Source organism: Streptomyces sp. WAC07094 (assembly GCF_036320405.1).
GTDB classification, from domain to species: Bacteria; Actinomycetota; Actinomycetes; order Streptomycetales; family Streptomycetaceae; genus Streptomyces; species Streptomyces lannensis.
In genome coordinates, this window is record NZ_JAVMJZ010000001.1 from 2,635,538 (window position 1) to 2,651,261 (window position 15,724).

Sequence of the window (15,724 nt, forward strand, 5' to 3'; positions counted from 1 at the left end):
AGTTTTGAACAATGATCTAAATCATATGCAGGCGACCGCGTTCACCGAACGCCGAGAGCCCGCCCGGATGAAGCATCCCGGGCGGGCTCTCGGCGAATTCACGGCCGGCTCAGCCGAGCTGGTGCATCCAGCCGTGCGTGTCATCACGGGTGCCGCGCTGGAGGTCCAGCAGCGCCTCGCGCAGCTTGACGGTGACCTCGCCCGGCTCGCCGTCGGACTGCTTCCACTCGGCGTCCGCACGCTTGACCGTGCCGACGGGGGTGATGACCGCCGCGGTGCCGCAGGCGAAGACCTCGGTGAGGGTGCCGTTCTCGGAGTCCGCCTGCCACTCGTCGATGGAGACGCGCCGCTCCTCCGCCTCGTGGCCGAGGTCACGGGCGACGGTGAGAAGGGAGTCTCGGGTGACGCCCTCCAGGATCGAACCGGTGAGCGACGGGGTGACGATCTTGTTGCCGTAGACGAAGTACAGGTTCATCCCGCCGAGTTCCTCGACCCACGTGTGCTCCACGGCGTCGAGGTAGCAGACCTGGTCGCAGCCCTTGACCGCGGCCTCCGCCTGGGCGAGCAGCGAGGCGGCGTAGTTGCCGCCGGTCTTGGCGTCGCCCATGCCGCCGGGGACGGCGCGGACGCGGTCCTCCGACACCCAGATGGAGACCGGCTTGACGCCACCCGCGAAGTAGGCGCCCGCGGGAGAGGCGATCACCAGGAAGAGGTATTCGTTGGCCGGCTTCACACCGAGGCCGACCTCGGTGGCGATCATGAACGGACGCAGATAGAGCGACTCCTCGCCGCCGTGCGCCGGCACCCACGCCTTGTCCTGCTGGACGAGGACGTCGCACGCCTCGATGAAGGTCTCCACCGGCAGCTCGGGCATCGCGAGGCGCCGGGCGGAACGCTGGAACCGGCGGGCGTTCATCTCCGGGCGGAAGGTCGCGACCGAGTTGTCGGGACGGCGGTACGCCTTGAGGCCCTCGAAGATCTCCTGCGCGTAGTGCAGCACGTTGGTGGCGGGATCGAGGGAGATCGGAGCGTAGGGAACGAGCTGACCGTCGTGCCAGCCCCGCCCCTCGGTCCACCGGATCGTCACCATGTGGTCGGTGAAGTGGCGGCCGAACCCGGGGTTGGCCAGGATGGCCTCCCGCTCCGCGTCGGAGAGCGGGTTGGCGGAGGGCTTCAGCTCGATCGTGGGCGTCGTCATGTGTGGTTGTCCTTCACCGGTTGTGTTGACGGGCCGCGCTCACGCCCCTGCCACCCATCACAGGTGTTCGGACGTCCGAGCATTCCCTCATACCGCGGCTCTTCGTTCGATTATCGCAAGCGCCGAGTCGTGCCCGAAACGGTGTGAATGCGGCCCTTGGGGCAGCCCAGGGGTGGGTCGATGGTGACACCCGGCGAGGGCATGGAAAAGCCGCCGGGCGCAAGGGCGACCCGGCGGCTTTTCTCAGGGAGTGTGAGTGGCGCGGGTCAGCCGGCTACTCGTACGGCGAGCGCGTCGCCGATCTCGTCGGTGGTACGGGCGGGTGCGCCCACACGCTCGGCGAGGTCGGCGGAGACGGCCTCCTCGATGCGGGCGGCCTCGGTCTCGTAGCCGAGGTGACGCAGCAGGAGGGCGACCGACAGGACGGTGGCCGACGGGTCGGCCTTGCCCTGGCCCGCGATGTCGGGCGCCGAGCCGTGCACGGGCTCGAACATCGACGGGAACCGGCCGGACGGGTTGATGTTGCCGGAGGCGGCGACCCCGATGCCGCCGGAGATGGCGGCGGCCAGGTCGGTGATGATGTCGCCGAAGAGGTTGTCGGTGACGATCACGTCGAACCGCTCGGGTTGCGTGACGAGATAGATCGTCGCGGCGTCCACATGCATGTACTCGGTGGTGACCTCGGGGAACTCCTCGCCCACCTTGTTGAAGATGTCCGTCCACAGGTGGCCGGCGTGCACCAGCACGTTGTTCTTGTGGACCAGGGCCAGCTTCTTGCGGGGGCGTGCCTGCGCGCGGGCGTAGGCGTCGCGCACGACGCGCTCGATCCCGAAGGCGGTGTTGAGCGAGACCTCGGTGGCGACCGCGTGCGGGGTGCCGCCGCGGATGGTGCCGCCGTTGCCCGTGTAGGGGCCTTCGGTGCCTTCGCGGACCACCACGAAGTCGATCTCGGGCTGGCCCGCGAGCGGGGTCCCGACACCCGGCAGCAACTTGGAGGGCCGCAGGTTGACATGGTGGTCGAAGGCGAAGCGGAGCTTGAGCAGGAAGCCGCGCTCCAGGACCCCGGAGGGCACCGACGGGTCGCCGATCGCGCCGAGCAGGATCGCGTCGTGCTGCTTCAGCTGCTCGAGGTCGGCGTCGGTCAGCGTCTCACCCGTGGCGTGGTAACGCCGGGCGCCGAAGTCGTACTCCTTGGTCTCCAGCTTCACATCCTGCGGAAGGACGGCGGAGAGGATCTTCAGCCCCTGGGCCACGACCTCCTGGCCGATGCCGTCACCGGGGATCACTGCGAGATTGATGCTGCGAGACATGACGGCACCGTACTCCGTGTCCCATGGAATGACACAGGGCGTCCAGGATGCGGACGGCTCTTTTGCGGTGCCGCACCTTCACCCGTACGGAGGGCGGCCGTTGGAGACGGGCCGGGACGTCGCCCGTCCCGGAATGCCCGGACGCCTTCGACGTGGCGGGGCGGCAGGACCGCCCATGCGAACCACCGAGCGGGTCCGCCGCTTCGGGGCGCGGCGCGGCGGGGACGGAAGGTGTCCGGCCGCGCAGCACCCCCGCGCGGGTGCGGCTCTCGCCGGGTGATCACCCGGTCCGTGCCGTGACGGCGGGTGATCCGGGGATGCGGGTCGGCCGCGGCTCAGTGGCCGGTCTCGCCGCCGTTGTCCCGGCGGTCGAGTGCACGCTGGAGCGCGGCGGCGGCCTTCTTGCGGTCGGACTCGCTCGTACGGGAGACGTGACGGACTCGGCGGCGGGCAGTCGTCTCAGCCATGGGGAATCGACTCCTTCGGGAACCCGGAGGGCGGAAAGGGTGACGAGACTCCCCCACTGCCTGATGGGCGTGGGCGGTGCCCCCAGAGGAGCGGGGAGCGGTGCCGCAGGGGTTGCCTGCACGGGGCCCGGCTCACGACCGCCAGTCGCTCGATCAAGCGAGACGTTCGACTTCTACAAAACTAAGCGAGGAGCGGGCATCTGTCTCCACAATTACTCGGACTTCCTACTATCTGAGACGGCCGATCGGGTCACACACCCCTGACCTGCGTGGACATCGGACACCCGGTTGCCGGTCCCCTTGATGGCGCAGGCCGTCGCCGCGCACCGGACCGTGGACAAGGAGGGTTCCGCGATCGGCGGTGACGGGGCGTCGGTACGGCTTCCGCCGCGCACTTCCCGCCCAGCGGCCCGAGGCCCCCGGCGTCCCGGAACAGCTGCCGGCCCGTCGGAGGAGAAGCGTCCGCCCACCGGAGCCCGGGCCGCTCGGCCGTCCCGGCGCGGCACTCCCGCGACCACCGCCGGTGCGTCGCCGGCACCACCGAGTGCGCGGCGCGGACGGCCGGCGTGCCGATGCGCGGGACGCCGGATGGGCGGGACGCCCGCTGGTCGGAACCTGGCGGACGGACCGTCGGGCCCGGCGAGCGCGCCGCACACTGTCGGCGGCGGGGACACGCTCCAGGCCCCGGTCGGGACCGACGGCGGTTCGCGGCGCCGGCCCACCGGGCACCCGGGCACCCGGGCCGCGTGACCCGCGAAGGCCGGAAATGAAGACCGCCCCCGTCCTCGGTGGTCAAAACCCAGGGCGGGGGCGGTGCTAGGTGGGGCGTCAGCCCATGTGCGGGTAGGTGTAGTCCGTCGGCGCGACCAGCGCCTCCTTGATCGCACGGGTCAGCGTCCAGCGCAGCAGGTTCTGCGGCGCGCCCGCCTTGTCGTTGGTACCGGAGGCACGACCGCCGCCGAAGGGCTGCTGGCCGACCACCGCACCGGTCGACTTGTCGTTGATGTAGAAGTTGCCCGCCGCGTAGCGCAGCTTCTCGGCCGTGTGGGCCGCCGCGGCGCGGTCGTTGGCGACGACCGAACCCGTCAGCGCGTAGTCCGAGACCGACTCCATCTGGACGAGCATCTCGTCGTACTTCTCGTCCTCGTAGACGTGCACCGCGAGGACCGGGCCGAAGTACTCCGTCCGGAAGACCTCGTTCTCCGGGTCGGCGCACACGATGACGGTCGGGCGCACGAAGTAGCCCACCGAGTCGTCGTAGGAGCCGCCCGCGACGATCGTGCAGGTCGGGTCCTCCTTGGCGCGGTCGATGGCGGCCTTGTTCTTGGCGAAGGCGCGCTCGTCGATGACGGCGCCGATGAAGTTCGACAGGTCGGTGACGTCACCCATGGCGAGGTGGTCGACCTCGGCCGCGAACTCCTCCTTGAAGCCGGAGTCCCAGATCGACGCCGGGATGTAGGCCCGGGAGGTCGCCGAGCACTTCTGGCCCTGGTACTCGAAGGAACCGCGGGTCAGCGCCGTCTTCAGGACCGCGCGGTCGGCGCTCGGGTGCGCGACCAGGAAGTCCTTGCCGCCGGTCTCACCGACCAGACGCGGGTAGGAGCGGTACTTCTCGATGTTGTTGCCGACCGTCTTCCACAGGTACTGGAAGGTCTTGGTCGAACCGGTGAAGTGGATGCCGGCGAGGTCGCGGTGCTCGAGGGCGACCTTGGAGACCTCGATGCCGTCACCGGTGACGAGGTTGATGACGCCCTTGGGCAGACCCGCCTCCTCCAGCAGCTGCATCAGCAGCACGGCGGCGTGCGTCTGCGTCGGGGACGGCTTCCAGACCACGACGTTGCCCATCAGCGCGGGCGCGGTGGGCAGGTTGCCCGCGATCGCCGAGAAGTTGAACGGCGTGATCGCATAGACGAAGCCCTCGAGCGGGCGGTGGTCGAGGCGGTTCCAGACGCCCGGCGAGTTGGCCGGGGGCTGCTCGGCCAGGATCTGCCGGGCGTAGTGGACGTTGAAGCGCCAGAAGTCGACGAGCTCGCACGGGCTGTCGATCTCCGCCTGCTGGGCCGTCTTCGACTGGCCGAGCATGGTGGAGGCCGCGATCGTCTCGCGCCACGGCCCGGCGAGGAGCTCGGCGGCGCGCAGGATGATCGCCGCGCGGTCGTCGAAGGACAGCGCGCGCCAGGCGGGCGCGGCGGCGAGGGCCGCGTCGATGGCGTCCTGGGCGTCCTGCTGGGTCGCGTTGTGCAGCGTGCCGATGACGGCCTTGTGGTTGTGCGGCTGGACGACCTGGAAGGCCTCCCCGCCGCCCATCCGCTTCTCGCCGCCGATGGTCATCGGCAGGTCGATCGGGTTCTCGGCCAGCTCCTTGAGCTTGGCCTCCAGGCGAGCGCGCTCGGGCGAGCCGGGGGCATAGCCGTGCACCGGCTCGTTGACGGGGGTGGGGACCTGGGTCACAGCGTCCATGAGATCCGTAACTCCTTGATGTGAGCGGGTGTTTCGGGCTCAGCCCTTGCTGACCATCGAGCGGACGAAGAAGCGCAGGTTCGCCGGCTTCTCGGCGAGACGGCGCATGAAGTAGCCGTACCAGTCGGTGCCGTAGGCGGTGTACACCCGCATCCGATGGCCCTCGGCCGCCAGCCGCAGGTGCTCGTCGCTGCGGATGCCGTACAGCATCTGGAACTCGTACTCGTCGAGCTTGCGCCCTGAGCGCCGGGCGAGCTCCTGCGCGATGGAGATCAGCCGCGGGTCGTGGGAACCGATCATCGGGTATCCCTCGCCCTCCATGAGGGTCCTCATGACACGGACGTACGCCTTGTCGATCTCGGCCTTCTGCTGGTAGGCGACCGACGCGGGCTCCTTGTACGCCCCCTTCACGATACGCACCCGGCTGCCGCTCGCGGCGAGGCGGCGGGCGTCCTCCTCGGTGCGGTAGAGGTAGGCCTGGATCACGCAGCCGGTCTGCGGGAAGTCCTTCCGCAGCTCCTCGTGGATGGCGAACATCGAGTCGAGGGTGGTGTGGTCCTCGGCGTCCAGCGTGACCGTGGTACCGATCGCGGCGGCGGCCTCGACGACCGGGCGGACGTTGGCGAGGGCCAGTTCGTGGCCGTTCTCCAGCGCCTGGCCGAACATCGAGAGCTTGATGGACATCTCTGCCCTGGTGCCGAGCTCCAGGTCCCCGAGGCGCTCGATCAGCCGCAGGTACGCGTCCCGCGCGGCCGTGGCCTGCTCCGGGGTCGTGATGTCCTCGCCGACGACGTCCATGGTGAGCTCGAGTCCCCGGCCGGTGAGGTCCTCGATGATCGGGACGACCGCGTCGACGGTCTCGCCGGGGATGAAGCGGTCGACGACCTGCTTGGTCACCGGGGCCGCCGAGATCAGACGGCGCATCCGGTCGCTGCGCGACGCGGCGAGAATCACGGGACCCAGCACGGGGCACCTCCACAAGGGCAACAGGAGGCCGAATCCCGACCATTCGGGTACGGCACGGAGAACCACCGTGAAACCTAAGGATCCCTTCGATCGTCTGCCATCGACAGCTGTCACGCATCCGTGCCCTGGATCTCAGACATCTGTATGAGGGGGGTGGGAAAATGCGGGAGAATGCCCGTGTGGCGGATGTTTTCAAGTCAGGCCGCGGCGACTACCAGGAGCTCGTCGACGAGATCTCGGCGCTGCTCGGGGCCCCCGCGACCCTGGAGAACCGGGACTTCGAGCTGATCGCCTTCGCCGCGTACGACAGCGACGGCGAGTTCGACGAGGCGGACCTCGACCCGGTCCGCACCCGCTCGATCCTCACCCGACGCTCCACGGCGGCGGTGCGCAGATGGTTCGAGGGATTCGGCATCGCCCGTGCCACCGGTCCGGTGCGCATCCCTCCCACTCCGGAGGCGGGCGTCTACCGGGGAAGGATCTGTCTGCCGGTACGCCATCGGAGTGTCGTCCTCGGCTACGTGTGGCTGCTGGCCGACGAGCCGGGTCCGTCGGAGGCGCAGCTGTCCACGGCGATGGAGGTCGCGGCGCGCATCGGCGACCTGCTCGCGGACGAGGCGCAGGCGGGCGCGGACCTGACGCGTGAACTGCGCGCGGTCCTGATCGCCGAGCGCGGCTGGCAGCAGGACATGGCGGTGGCGGAACTGCGCACGGCGCTCGGCGCACGGGCCGAGGGGCTGCACACACTGGTCTGCATCGACCCCTGGCCCTCGGCGGACCCGGACGACGCCCCCTCGGTGCGTACGATCCCGGCCGCGACCGCGCTGTGCACGGTCCCGCGGCGCGGCCGTGGCTCCCGTACGCCCACCGCGGGGCAGAGCCTGGCGCTGCTGGTGCGGCTGCGCTCGGCCGATGTGCTGACCCCGGCCCTGACGGCGGCCGCCCGGCTGCTGCGCGAGGCGGGGGGACCGCGCGGCACCGGGCCGGCCGCGGCCGGCGTGGCCGACGTGCGCCACGGTCTCACCGAACTGGGCATCGCCTGGCAGGAGGCGTCCGGAGCGGCCCGCGCGGCGCTGGCCGAGCCGCGCCTCGGGCCCGTCGCCCAGTGGGCGTCCATCGGCCCCTACCGGCTGCTGACGTCGCTCCCGCCGCAGGCGGCCCACGACACGGCCGTACGCGTGCTGCTGACCCCGGCACACCGTGAACTGGCCCGCACCGCCGAGGTGTTCCTGGACTGTGCGGGCCAGGCGGGCCGTACCGCGGCGGCCCTGGGCATCCACCGCCAGACCCTCTACTACCGGCTGTCCCGCGTCGAGCAGCTCACCGGCCTGGACCTGGACGACGGCGAGGACCGCCTGCTGCTGCACATGGCGCTGAAGGGCGCACGCCTCTAGGAGGCCTCGGGCGCCTTCCTGCTCGCCTCGATCACCCGCCGCAGCCCCTCGGTGAGCTGGTCCGCGTCGGTGGCCGATTCCGGATCGAAGACCCACTGCACCATGAGCCCCTGAAGGAGCGTCTGGTAGAGGCGGCCCTCCGTTTGCACGGTCTCCTCGTCGAGCTCGGCCTCCGGGACGTCGTTGAACAGGGGTACGAGTCCCGAGAGCGCCTGCTTCTGCGCGTCCCCGAGCATCCGGCGCACCTCGGACAGCCGGTCGCCCTGGAGGACGAGCTCGAAGCTCAGCAGCCAGATGGCCCGGGACCCGGGCAGGGCGCGGATGACGTTCGCCCACACCTCCCGGAAGCGCTCCAGTGAGCCGGGCGGCGCGGTCGCCGCGGCCGCGGCCTCCTCCCTGCCGGGCTCGAAGCGGTCCCCCGTCTCCTCCACCAGGGCCACGTACGCCTGCACCAGCAGCGCGTCCTTCGAGCCGTAGTGGTAGCCGATGGACGCCAGGTTCGTCCCCGACTCCTTGACGATGTCGCGCGCCGTCGTGCGCAGGAAGCCCTTCTCCAGCAGGCAGCGCTTGGCGCCCTCGAGCAGATCCTCACGGTGTCCCATGCCGTCACTCTACCGCCGATCCATACAGTCGTCCTATACAGATGACCTATACAAGTGTTCTAGACAAGCGTTTAAGACGCTCGTACAGTTCTTGGCATGACGAACCCGACGAGCACCACCAACGACCTCGGTGCGCCCGCCGCACCGGCCCGGGCCGGCCGCCGTGAGTGGACCGCCCTGGGCGTCCTGATGCTTCCGCTGCTGCTGGTCTCGATGGATGTCTCGGTCCTCTACTTCGCGATCCCGTCCATCACCGCGGATCTGGAGCCGAGCGGCACCCAGCAGTTGTGGATCTTCGACATCTACGCCTTCGTCCTCGCCGGACTGCTGATGACGATGGGCGCGCTCGGCGACCGCATCGGCCGGCGCAGGCTGCTGCTGCTCGGGGCCGCCGCCTTCGGGACCGCCTCGCTGGTGGCTGCGTACGCGAACAGCGCCGAGACCCTGATCGCGGCCCGCGCGGTGCTCGGCATCGGCGGCGCGACGCTCATGCCGTCGACGATGGCCCTGGTCCGCACGATGTTCACCGACCCGGGACAGCGGGCGAAGGCGATCGGGCTGTGGTCCGGGGTGATGACGGCCGGGATCGCCCTCGGCTCGGTGATGAGCGGGGTCCTCGTCGAGTACTTCTGGTGGGGCTCGGTCTTCCTGGTCAACCTGCCCGCCATGGCCCTGCTGCTGCTCCTCGGCCCCTTCCTGCTCCCTGAGTCGAAGAACCCCGAGCCCGGTCGCTTCGACCTGCTCAGCGTGCCGCTGTCGATGGCGGCGGTGCTGCCGGTGATCTACGGCCTGAAGGAGATCCCGGCGCACGGGTGGCACGTCCAGTACGTGCTGTCGTTGACGGTGGGCCTGCTGTTCGCCGCGCTGTTCGTGCACCGTCAGCGCACAACGGCGCACCCGCTCATCTCACCTGCCCTGTTCCGCGCCAGGGGCTTCGCTCCCGCCCTCACCCTCAACCTGATCTCGTCCTTCGCCATGCTGGGCTCGGCGTACTTCACCACGCAGTACCTGCAGTCGGTCCTCGGCAAGAGCGCGCTGGAGGCCGCCCTTTGGGCCCTGCTCCCCTCGGTGCTGATCGGCGTCGCGGCGCCGGTGACCACCCAGCTGGTGCAGAAGGGTGTCGACCGCGCCCATGTCGTGACGGGCGGCTTCCTGGTCGCGGCGTGCGGCTACGGGACGCTCGCACTCGCCGGGACCGATTCGATGTGGCTGGTGCTGGCCGGAGCGGGTGTGCTGGCCGCCGGGATCGTCACCGTGATCGCGCAGATGATGGACCTGGCCATGGGTGCCGCTCCGGCGGAGCGGGCGGGCGCCGCGTCCTCGCTGATGGAGACGGGCGCGGAGTTCGGCGGTGCGCTCGGCATGGCGGTCCTGGGCTCGATCGGCACGGCCGTGTACCGGCACGGCATCCCTGCCTCGGCCCCCGCACCGGCCCACGAGACGCTGGGCGGCGCGGTGGCGGTGGCCCAGGGGCTCCCCGGCCGCGCGGGTGCGGAGCTGCTGGCCGTCGCACGCGAGGCGTTCACGAGCGGCATGCAGGCGGCTGCGATCGCCGGTGCCGCACTGCTGCTCGCCGCGGCCGCACTGGCCGCCGCCTGCCTGCGGGGCATCAAGGTGCGGGACGGTCAGGAGTAGCCGGAAAAGGACGCGCAGCGGGGCCCGGCCACCTCACCACGGCCGGGCCCCGCTGTGTCGTGTTCGGACGTCAGTCCAGGTTCACCGAGCGGGCGGACGTCGCACCGATCTCGTCGGTGATCTCCGCCATCACGTTCTGCGGCACCGTGTCGTCGACGGTCAGGACCGCGAGGGCCTCGCCGCCCGCGATGTCACGCGCCACCTGCATACCGGCGATGTTGATGCCGGCCTCGCCGAGGATGCGGCCCAGCGTGCCGACCACACCCGGACGGTCGGAGTAGCGCAGCACCACCATGTGGTCCGCGAGCGCCAGGTCCACGTCGTAGTCGCCCACGGCCACGATCTTCTGGTGGTGCTTCGGGCCGGCCAGCGTGCCGGACACCGAGACCTCCTCGCCGTCGGCGAGCGTGCCGCGCACGGTGACCACGTTGCGGTGGTCCGTGGCCTCGGAGCTGGTGGTCAGGCGGACCTCGACACCGCGCTCCTGGGCGAACAGCGGAGCGTTGACGTACGAGACCGTCTCGTCCACGACGTCCTCGAACACGCCCTTGAGCGCGGACAGTTCGAGCACCTTCACATCGTGCTGGGTGATCTCGCCGTACACCTCGACGTCGAGGCGGACCGCGACCTCGCCCGCGAGCGCGGTGAAGATGCGGCCGAGCCGCTCGGCGAGCGGCAGACCCGGCTTGACGTCCTCGGCGATGACACCGCCCTGGACGTTCACCGCGTCGGGCACCAGCTCGCCGGCGAGCGCGAGACGCACCGACTTGGCGACCGAGATACCGGCCTTCTCCTGCGCCTCGTCGGTCGAGGCGCCCAGGTGCGGGGTGCAGACGACCTGGTCGAGCTCGAACAGCGGCGAGTCCGTGCACGGCTCCTTGGCGTACACGTCCAGGCCCGCGCCCGCGACCCGGCCCTCCTTGAGCGCCGAGTACAGCGCCTCCTCGTCGACGATGCCGCCGCGCGCGGCGTTGACGATGCGGACGGTCGGCTTGACCTTGTGCAGCGCCTCGTCACCGATGAGACCGAGCGTCTCGGGCGTCTTGGGCAGGTGGACGGTGATGAAGTCGGAGATCTCCAGCAGCTCGTCCAGCGACACCACCTTGACGCCCATCTGCGCGGCCCGGGCGGGCTGGACGAAGGGGTCGTAGGCAACGACCTTCATGCCGAAGGCGGACATGCGCTGGGCGACCAGCGCGCCGATCCGGCCGAGGCCGACGACGCCGAGGGTCTTCTCGGCGAGCTCGACGCCCGTGTACTTGCTGCGCTTCCACTCGCCGTTCTTCAGAGCGGCGTTCGCCTGCGGGATGTTGCGGGCCGAGGAGATGATCAGACCGCAGGCCAGCTCGGCGGCGGTCACGATGTTCGAGGTGGGGGCGTTGACCACCATCACGCCGGCCTTGGTGGCGGCGGAGACGTCCACGTTGTCGAGGCCGACGCCGGCTCGTGCGACGACCTTCAGCTTTCGGGCGGCGGCGACGGCCTCGGCGTCGACCTTCGTCGCGGAGCGGATCAGGATGGCGTCGACATCGGCGATCGCCGGCAGCAGCTCGGCGCGGTCCGCGCCGTTGCAGTGACGGATCTCGAAGTCGGGGCCGAGGGCGTCGACGGTCGCGGGCGACAGCTCTTCAGCGATGAGTACGACGGGTTTCGAGCTCACGTGAGTCCTCACAAGTCCAATGCGGACGGCCGTCCCGACGGCCGCAGGCGGTGGAGGGGTGCTAGCCGCGTGGAAGACGCACGACGCTGTGGGCCTGACGCGCTTGTTGTCCAGAAGTGTAGTGGCGTGGCGTGCGTCGCTCCGCGGCGCTGCGAAAGGATCACCCGTCCGTGGCTGGACGGGTGGGACGACGCCGCGCTGCGGACGTCACCCGGTTCGCCGAAGGGGCCGGAGCGGGCTGCTCCGACCCCTCGGCCGCAAGGCTTACGCCTCCTCGTCGACCCAGCTCATCAGCTTGCGCAGCTGCTTGCCCGTGGTCTCCAGCAGGTGCTCGGAGTCCTGCTTCTTGTACTCGTTGTACTTCTTCAGACCGCCGTGGTACTCGTCCATCCAGTTCTTCGCGAAGCTGCCGTCCTGGATCTCCGCGAGGACCTTCTTCATCTCGGCCTTGGTGGCGTCGGTGATGATGCGCGGACCGGTGACGTAGTCGCCCCACTCGGCGGTCTCGGAGATCGACCAGCGCATCTTCTCCAGGCCGCCCTCGTACATGAGGTCGACGATCAGCTTCAGCTCGTGCAGGCACTCGAAGTAGGCGATCTCCGGCTGGTAGCCCGCCTCGGTCAGGGTCTCGAAGCCCGCCTTGACCAGCGCGGTGGTGCCACCGCACAGCACGGCCTGCTCGCCGAAGAGGTCGGTCTCGGTCTCCTCGGTGAAGGTCGTCTTGATGACGCCGGCCCGGGTGCCGCCGATGCCCTTGGCGTACGACAGCGCCAGCGCGAAGCCCTCGCCCGAGGCGTCCTGCTCGACCGCGACGATGCAGGGGACGCCGCGGCCCTCCTCGTACTGGCGGCGCACCAGGTGGCCCGGGCCCTTGGGGGCGACCATGCACACGTCCACGCCCGCCGGGGGCTTGATGAAGCCGAAGCGGATGTTGAAGCCGTGACCGAAGAACAGCGCGTCGCCGTCCTTCAGGTTCGGGGCGATGGACTCCTCGTAGACCTGCGACTGGATCGGGTCCGGCACCAGGATCATGATGACGTCGGCCTCGGCGGCGGCCTCCGCCACGGTCACCACGCGCAGCCCCTGCTCCTCGGCCTTGACCTTGGAGCTGGAGCCCTCGTGCAGACCGACGCGCACGTCGACGCCGGAGTCGCGCAGCGACAGCGCGTGGGCGTGGCCCTGGCTGCCGTAGCCGATGACCGCGACCTTGCGGCCCTGGATGATGGACAGGTCGGCGTCAGCGTCGTAGAACAGCTCGGCCACTTTCGGTTCTCTCCTTGGGATGCTGATGTTGCGTCCCACCGTATGACGGCGGGCGAGGGGAAGGTCTCAGGGTCTCGCAATGCGGGCGGCCGACGGTCGGCCGGCCTCCCGTCACCGTTCGTACGGATCCTCTCCGAGTCCTACGCGGACCTGTCGAGGGCGCGCAGGGAGCGGTCCGTGATCGACCGGGCCCCGCGGCCGATCGCGATCGTGCCGGACTGGACCAGTTCCTTGATGCCGTACGGTTCCAGCATCTTGAGCATGGCCGAGAGCTTGTCGCTGCTGCCGGTCGCCTCGATGGTGACCGCCTCGGGGGAGACGTCCACGGTCTTGGCACGGAACAGCTGGACGATCTCGACGATCTGGGAGCGCGTCTCGTTGTCGGCACGCACCTTCACCAGAACGAGCTCCCGCTGAACGGCCTGCGCCGGCTCCAGTTCGACGATCTTCAAAACGTTGACCAGCTTGTTGAGCTGCTTGGTGACCTGCTCGAGCGGCAGGTCCTCGACGTTCACCACAATGGTGATACGGGAGATGTCGGGGTGCTCGGTGACACCGACCGCGAGCGAGTCGATGTTGAAGCCCCGGCGGGAGAACAGGGCGGCGATCCGGGCGAGGATGCCGGGCGTGTTCTCGACGAGGACCGAGAGGGTGTGCTTGGACATGGTTCTCACTCAGCTCTCTCAGTCGTCTTCGCTGTCGCCGAAGTCGGGACGGACGTCCCGGGCGGCCATGATCTCGTCGTTGGAGGTGCCGGCCGCGACCATCGGCCACACCATCGCGTCCTCGTGGACGATGAAGTCCACGACGACGGGACGGTCGTTGACGGAGTTCGCCTCTTCGATGACCTTGTCGAGGTCCTCCGGGGACTCGCAGCGGATCGCGTAGCAGCCCATGGCCTCCGCCAGCTTCACGAAGTCAGGGACGCGGGTGCCCGCGCCGGCCTGCTTGGCGGAGCCGCCCGGCCCCTCGGGGCCGGAGTGCAGCACGGTGTTGGAGTACCGCTGGTTGTAGAACAGGGTCTGCCACTGGCGGACCATCCCGAGGGCGCCGTTGTTGATGATGGCGACCTTGATCGGGATGTTGTTCAGGGCGCAGGTGGTCAGCTCCTGGTTGGTCATCTGGAAGCAGCCGTCGCCGTCGACCGCCCAGACCGTGCGGTCCGGAGCGCCGGCCTTGGCACCCATCGCCGCCGGGACCGCGTAGCCCATGGTTCCGGCGCCGCCGGAGTTCAGCCAGGTGCGGGGCTTGTCGTACTCGATGAAGTGCGCGGCCCACATCTGGTGCTGTCCGACGCCCGCGGCGAAGATCGTGCCCTCCGGCGCGAGCCGCCCGATGCGCTCGATGACCTGCTGCGGGGAGAGCGAGCCGTTCTCGGGCAGGTCGTAGCCGAGCGGGTAGGTCTCGCGCCAGCGGTTGAGGTCGTTCCACCAGGCGGTGTAGTCGCCGCGGTGGCCCTCGCTGTGCTCCCGCTGCACCGCCTGGACGAGGTCGGCGATGACCTCGCGGGCGTCACCGACGATCGGCACGTCGGCGACGCGGTTCTTGCCGATCTCGGCCGGGTCGATGTCGGCGTGGACGATCTTGGCGTGCGGCGCGAAGCTGTCCAGCTTGCCGGTCACACGGTCGTCGAAGCGGGCTCCGAGGGCGACGATCAGGTCGGCCTTCTGCAGCGCGGTGACGGCGGTGACCGCACCGTGCATGCCCGGCATCCCCACGTGCAGCGGGTGGCTGTCGGGGAATGCGCCGAGCGCCATCAGGGTGGTGGTGACGGGCGCTCCGGTCAGTTCGGCGAGGACCTTCAGCTCGGCGGTCGCCTGCGCCTTCAGGACGCCGCCGCCGACGTAGAGGACGGGCCGTCGCGCGGCCGTGATCAGCTTGGCCGCCTCGCGGATCTGCTTGGCGTGCGGCTTGGTCACCGGGCGGTAGCCGGGCAGGTCCATGACGGGCGGCCAGCTGAAGACGGTCTGTGCCTGGAGGGCGTCCTTGGCGATGTCGACGAGGACCGGTCCCGGGCGGCCGGTGGAGGCGATGTGGAAGGCCTCCGCGATCGTCCGGGGGATCTCCTCGGCCTTGGTCACGAGGAAGTTGTGCTTGGTGATCGGCATCGTGATGCCCACGATGTCCGCCTCCTGGAAGGCGTCCGTGCCGATCGCCTTGGAGGCGACCTGGCCGGTGATCGCGACCATCGGCACCGAGTCCATGTGGGCGTCCGCGATCGGGGTGACCAGGTTGGTGGCGCCCGGGCCCGAGGTCGCCATGCAGACGCCGACCCTGCCGGTGGCCTGTGCATAGCCGGTGGCCGCGTGGCCCGCACCCTGCTCGTGCCGCACCAGCACGTGCCGCACCCGCTGGGAGTCCATCAGCGGGTCGTACGCCGGAAGGATCGCACCGCCGGGAATGCCGAATACCGTGTCGGCGCCGACCTCCTCGAGAGAGCGGATGAGGGACTGCGCACCCGTCACGTGCTCGGGCGCGGAGTGGTGTCCTCCGGATCGGGGCCGCGGTTGCGGATGAGGGGCCCCGGTGGCCTGCTCGGTCATCGGCATTCTCTTCTCGATGCTGAGGGTTTTTGCGAGGTTTGTACGTTGTTCGAGTGGTGCCTGTGCAACAAAAAACCCCTCGTGCCGGTAGGCAAGCGAGGGGAGCGCGCCGGGTGTGGTCGCTGGGGTCTCCGGTTCATTTCCGGTGGATCCCAGCTCAGCCGACGCGCTGTCCAAGTACGAGAATTCGGGTGCGCATGGAACTGACCCTCCCCCCGGCACGCTG

General features: G+C 69.8%; 12 protein-coding genes. 2 read left to right on the plus strand and 10 right to left on the minus strand.

Annotated elements, in window-relative coordinates:
* Positions 1-109: 109 nt before the first annotated feature.
* The 5 genes from RCR19_RS11495 to RCR19_RS11515 form a co-directional block, all read right to left on the minus strand.
* Positions 110-1,198 (minus strand): branched-chain amino acid aminotransferase, encoded by a 1,089-nt coding sequence (locus RCR19_RS11495; protein ID WP_331265046.1) that lies wholly within the window; start codon positions 1,196-1,198, stop codon positions 110-112.
* 266 nt (positions 1,199-1,464) lie between these two features.
* Positions 1,465-2,508, minus strand: a complete 1,044-nt coding sequence (locus tag RCR19_RS11500) for a 3-isopropylmalate dehydrogenase (protein WP_331265047.1) — start codon at positions 2,506-2,508, stop codon at positions 1,465-1,467.
* A 335-nt stretch (positions 2,509-2,843) separates the two neighbouring features.
* On the minus strand, positions 2,844-2,975 hold the full coding sequence (locus RCR19_RS11505) for a hypothetical protein (RefSeq protein ID WP_107116645.1): 132 nt from the start codon (positions 2,973-2,975) through the stop codon (positions 2,844-2,846).
* Positions 2,976-3,803: 828 nt separating this feature from the next.
* Complete coding sequence (pruA, locus tag RCR19_RS11510) at positions 3,804-5,435, minus strand: L-glutamate gamma-semialdehyde dehydrogenase (protein ID WP_331265048.1); 1,632 nt, start codon at positions 5,433-5,435, stop codon at positions 3,804-3,806.
* A 39-nt stretch (positions 5,436-5,474) separates the two neighbouring features.
* Positions 5,475-6,401: a proline dehydrogenase family protein gene (locus RCR19_RS11515; protein WP_331265049.1), complete on the minus strand. Its 927-nt coding sequence runs from the start codon at positions 6,399-6,401 to the stop codon at positions 5,475-5,477.
* 161 nt (positions 6,402-6,562) lie between these two features.
* Between RCR19_RS11515 and RCR19_RS11520 the strand changes: the two genes are divergently transcribed.
* Positions 6,563-7,795, plus strand: coding sequence for a helix-turn-helix domain-containing protein (locus RCR19_RS11520; RefSeq protein ID WP_331265050.1), 1,233 nt, complete (start codon positions 6,563-6,565; stop codon positions 7,793-7,795).
* Here RCR19_RS11520 and RCR19_RS11525 read toward each other — a convergent pair.
* Positions 7,792-8,397 (minus strand): TetR/AcrR family transcriptional regulator, encoded by a 606-nt coding sequence (locus tag RCR19_RS11525; RefSeq protein ID WP_331265051.1) that lies wholly within the window; start codon positions 8,395-8,397, stop codon positions 7,792-7,794. The two genes, RCR19_RS11520 and RCR19_RS11525, sit on opposite strands and share 4 nt — an antisense overlap.
* Positions 8,398-8,493: 96 nt before the next feature.
* Between RCR19_RS11525 and RCR19_RS11530 the strand changes: the two genes are divergently transcribed.
* A complete protein-coding gene (locus tag RCR19_RS11530; RefSeq protein WP_331265052.1) occupies positions 8,494-10,032 on the plus strand; it encodes an MFS transporter in 1,539 nt (512 codons plus the stop codon).
* 70 nt (positions 10,033-10,102) lie between these two features.
* On the opposite strand, the gene serA is transcribed toward RCR19_RS11530, so the two are convergent.
* From serA to RCR19_RS11550, 4 genes are all read right to left on the minus strand, one after another.
* Positions 10,103-11,692 (minus strand): phosphoglycerate dehydrogenase, encoded by a 1,590-nt coding sequence (gene serA / locus RCR19_RS11535; RefSeq protein ID WP_059128939.1) that lies wholly within the window; start codon positions 11,690-11,692, stop codon positions 10,103-10,105.
* A gap of 264 nt (positions 11,693-11,956) precedes the next feature.
* A complete protein-coding gene (gene ilvC, locus RCR19_RS11540; protein WP_059128940.1) occupies positions 11,957-12,955 on the minus strand; it encodes a ketol-acid reductoisomerase in 999 nt (332 codons plus the stop codon).
* A gap of 140 nt (positions 12,956-13,095) precedes the next feature.
* Positions 13,096-13,620 carry an acetolactate synthase small subunit gene (gene ilvN / locus RCR19_RS11545; RefSeq protein ID WP_059128941.1) on the minus strand — a complete coding sequence of 175 codons (525 nt, stop codon included), beginning with the start codon at positions 13,618-13,620 and terminating at the stop codon, positions 13,096-13,098.
* An 18-nt stretch (positions 13,621-13,638) separates the two neighbouring features.
* Positions 13,639-15,504 (minus strand): acetolactate synthase large subunit, encoded by a 1,866-nt coding sequence (locus RCR19_RS11550; protein ID WP_331265053.1) that lies wholly within the window; start codon positions 15,502-15,504, stop codon positions 13,639-13,641.
* Between the last annotated feature and the right edge of the window lie 220 nt (positions 15,505-15,724).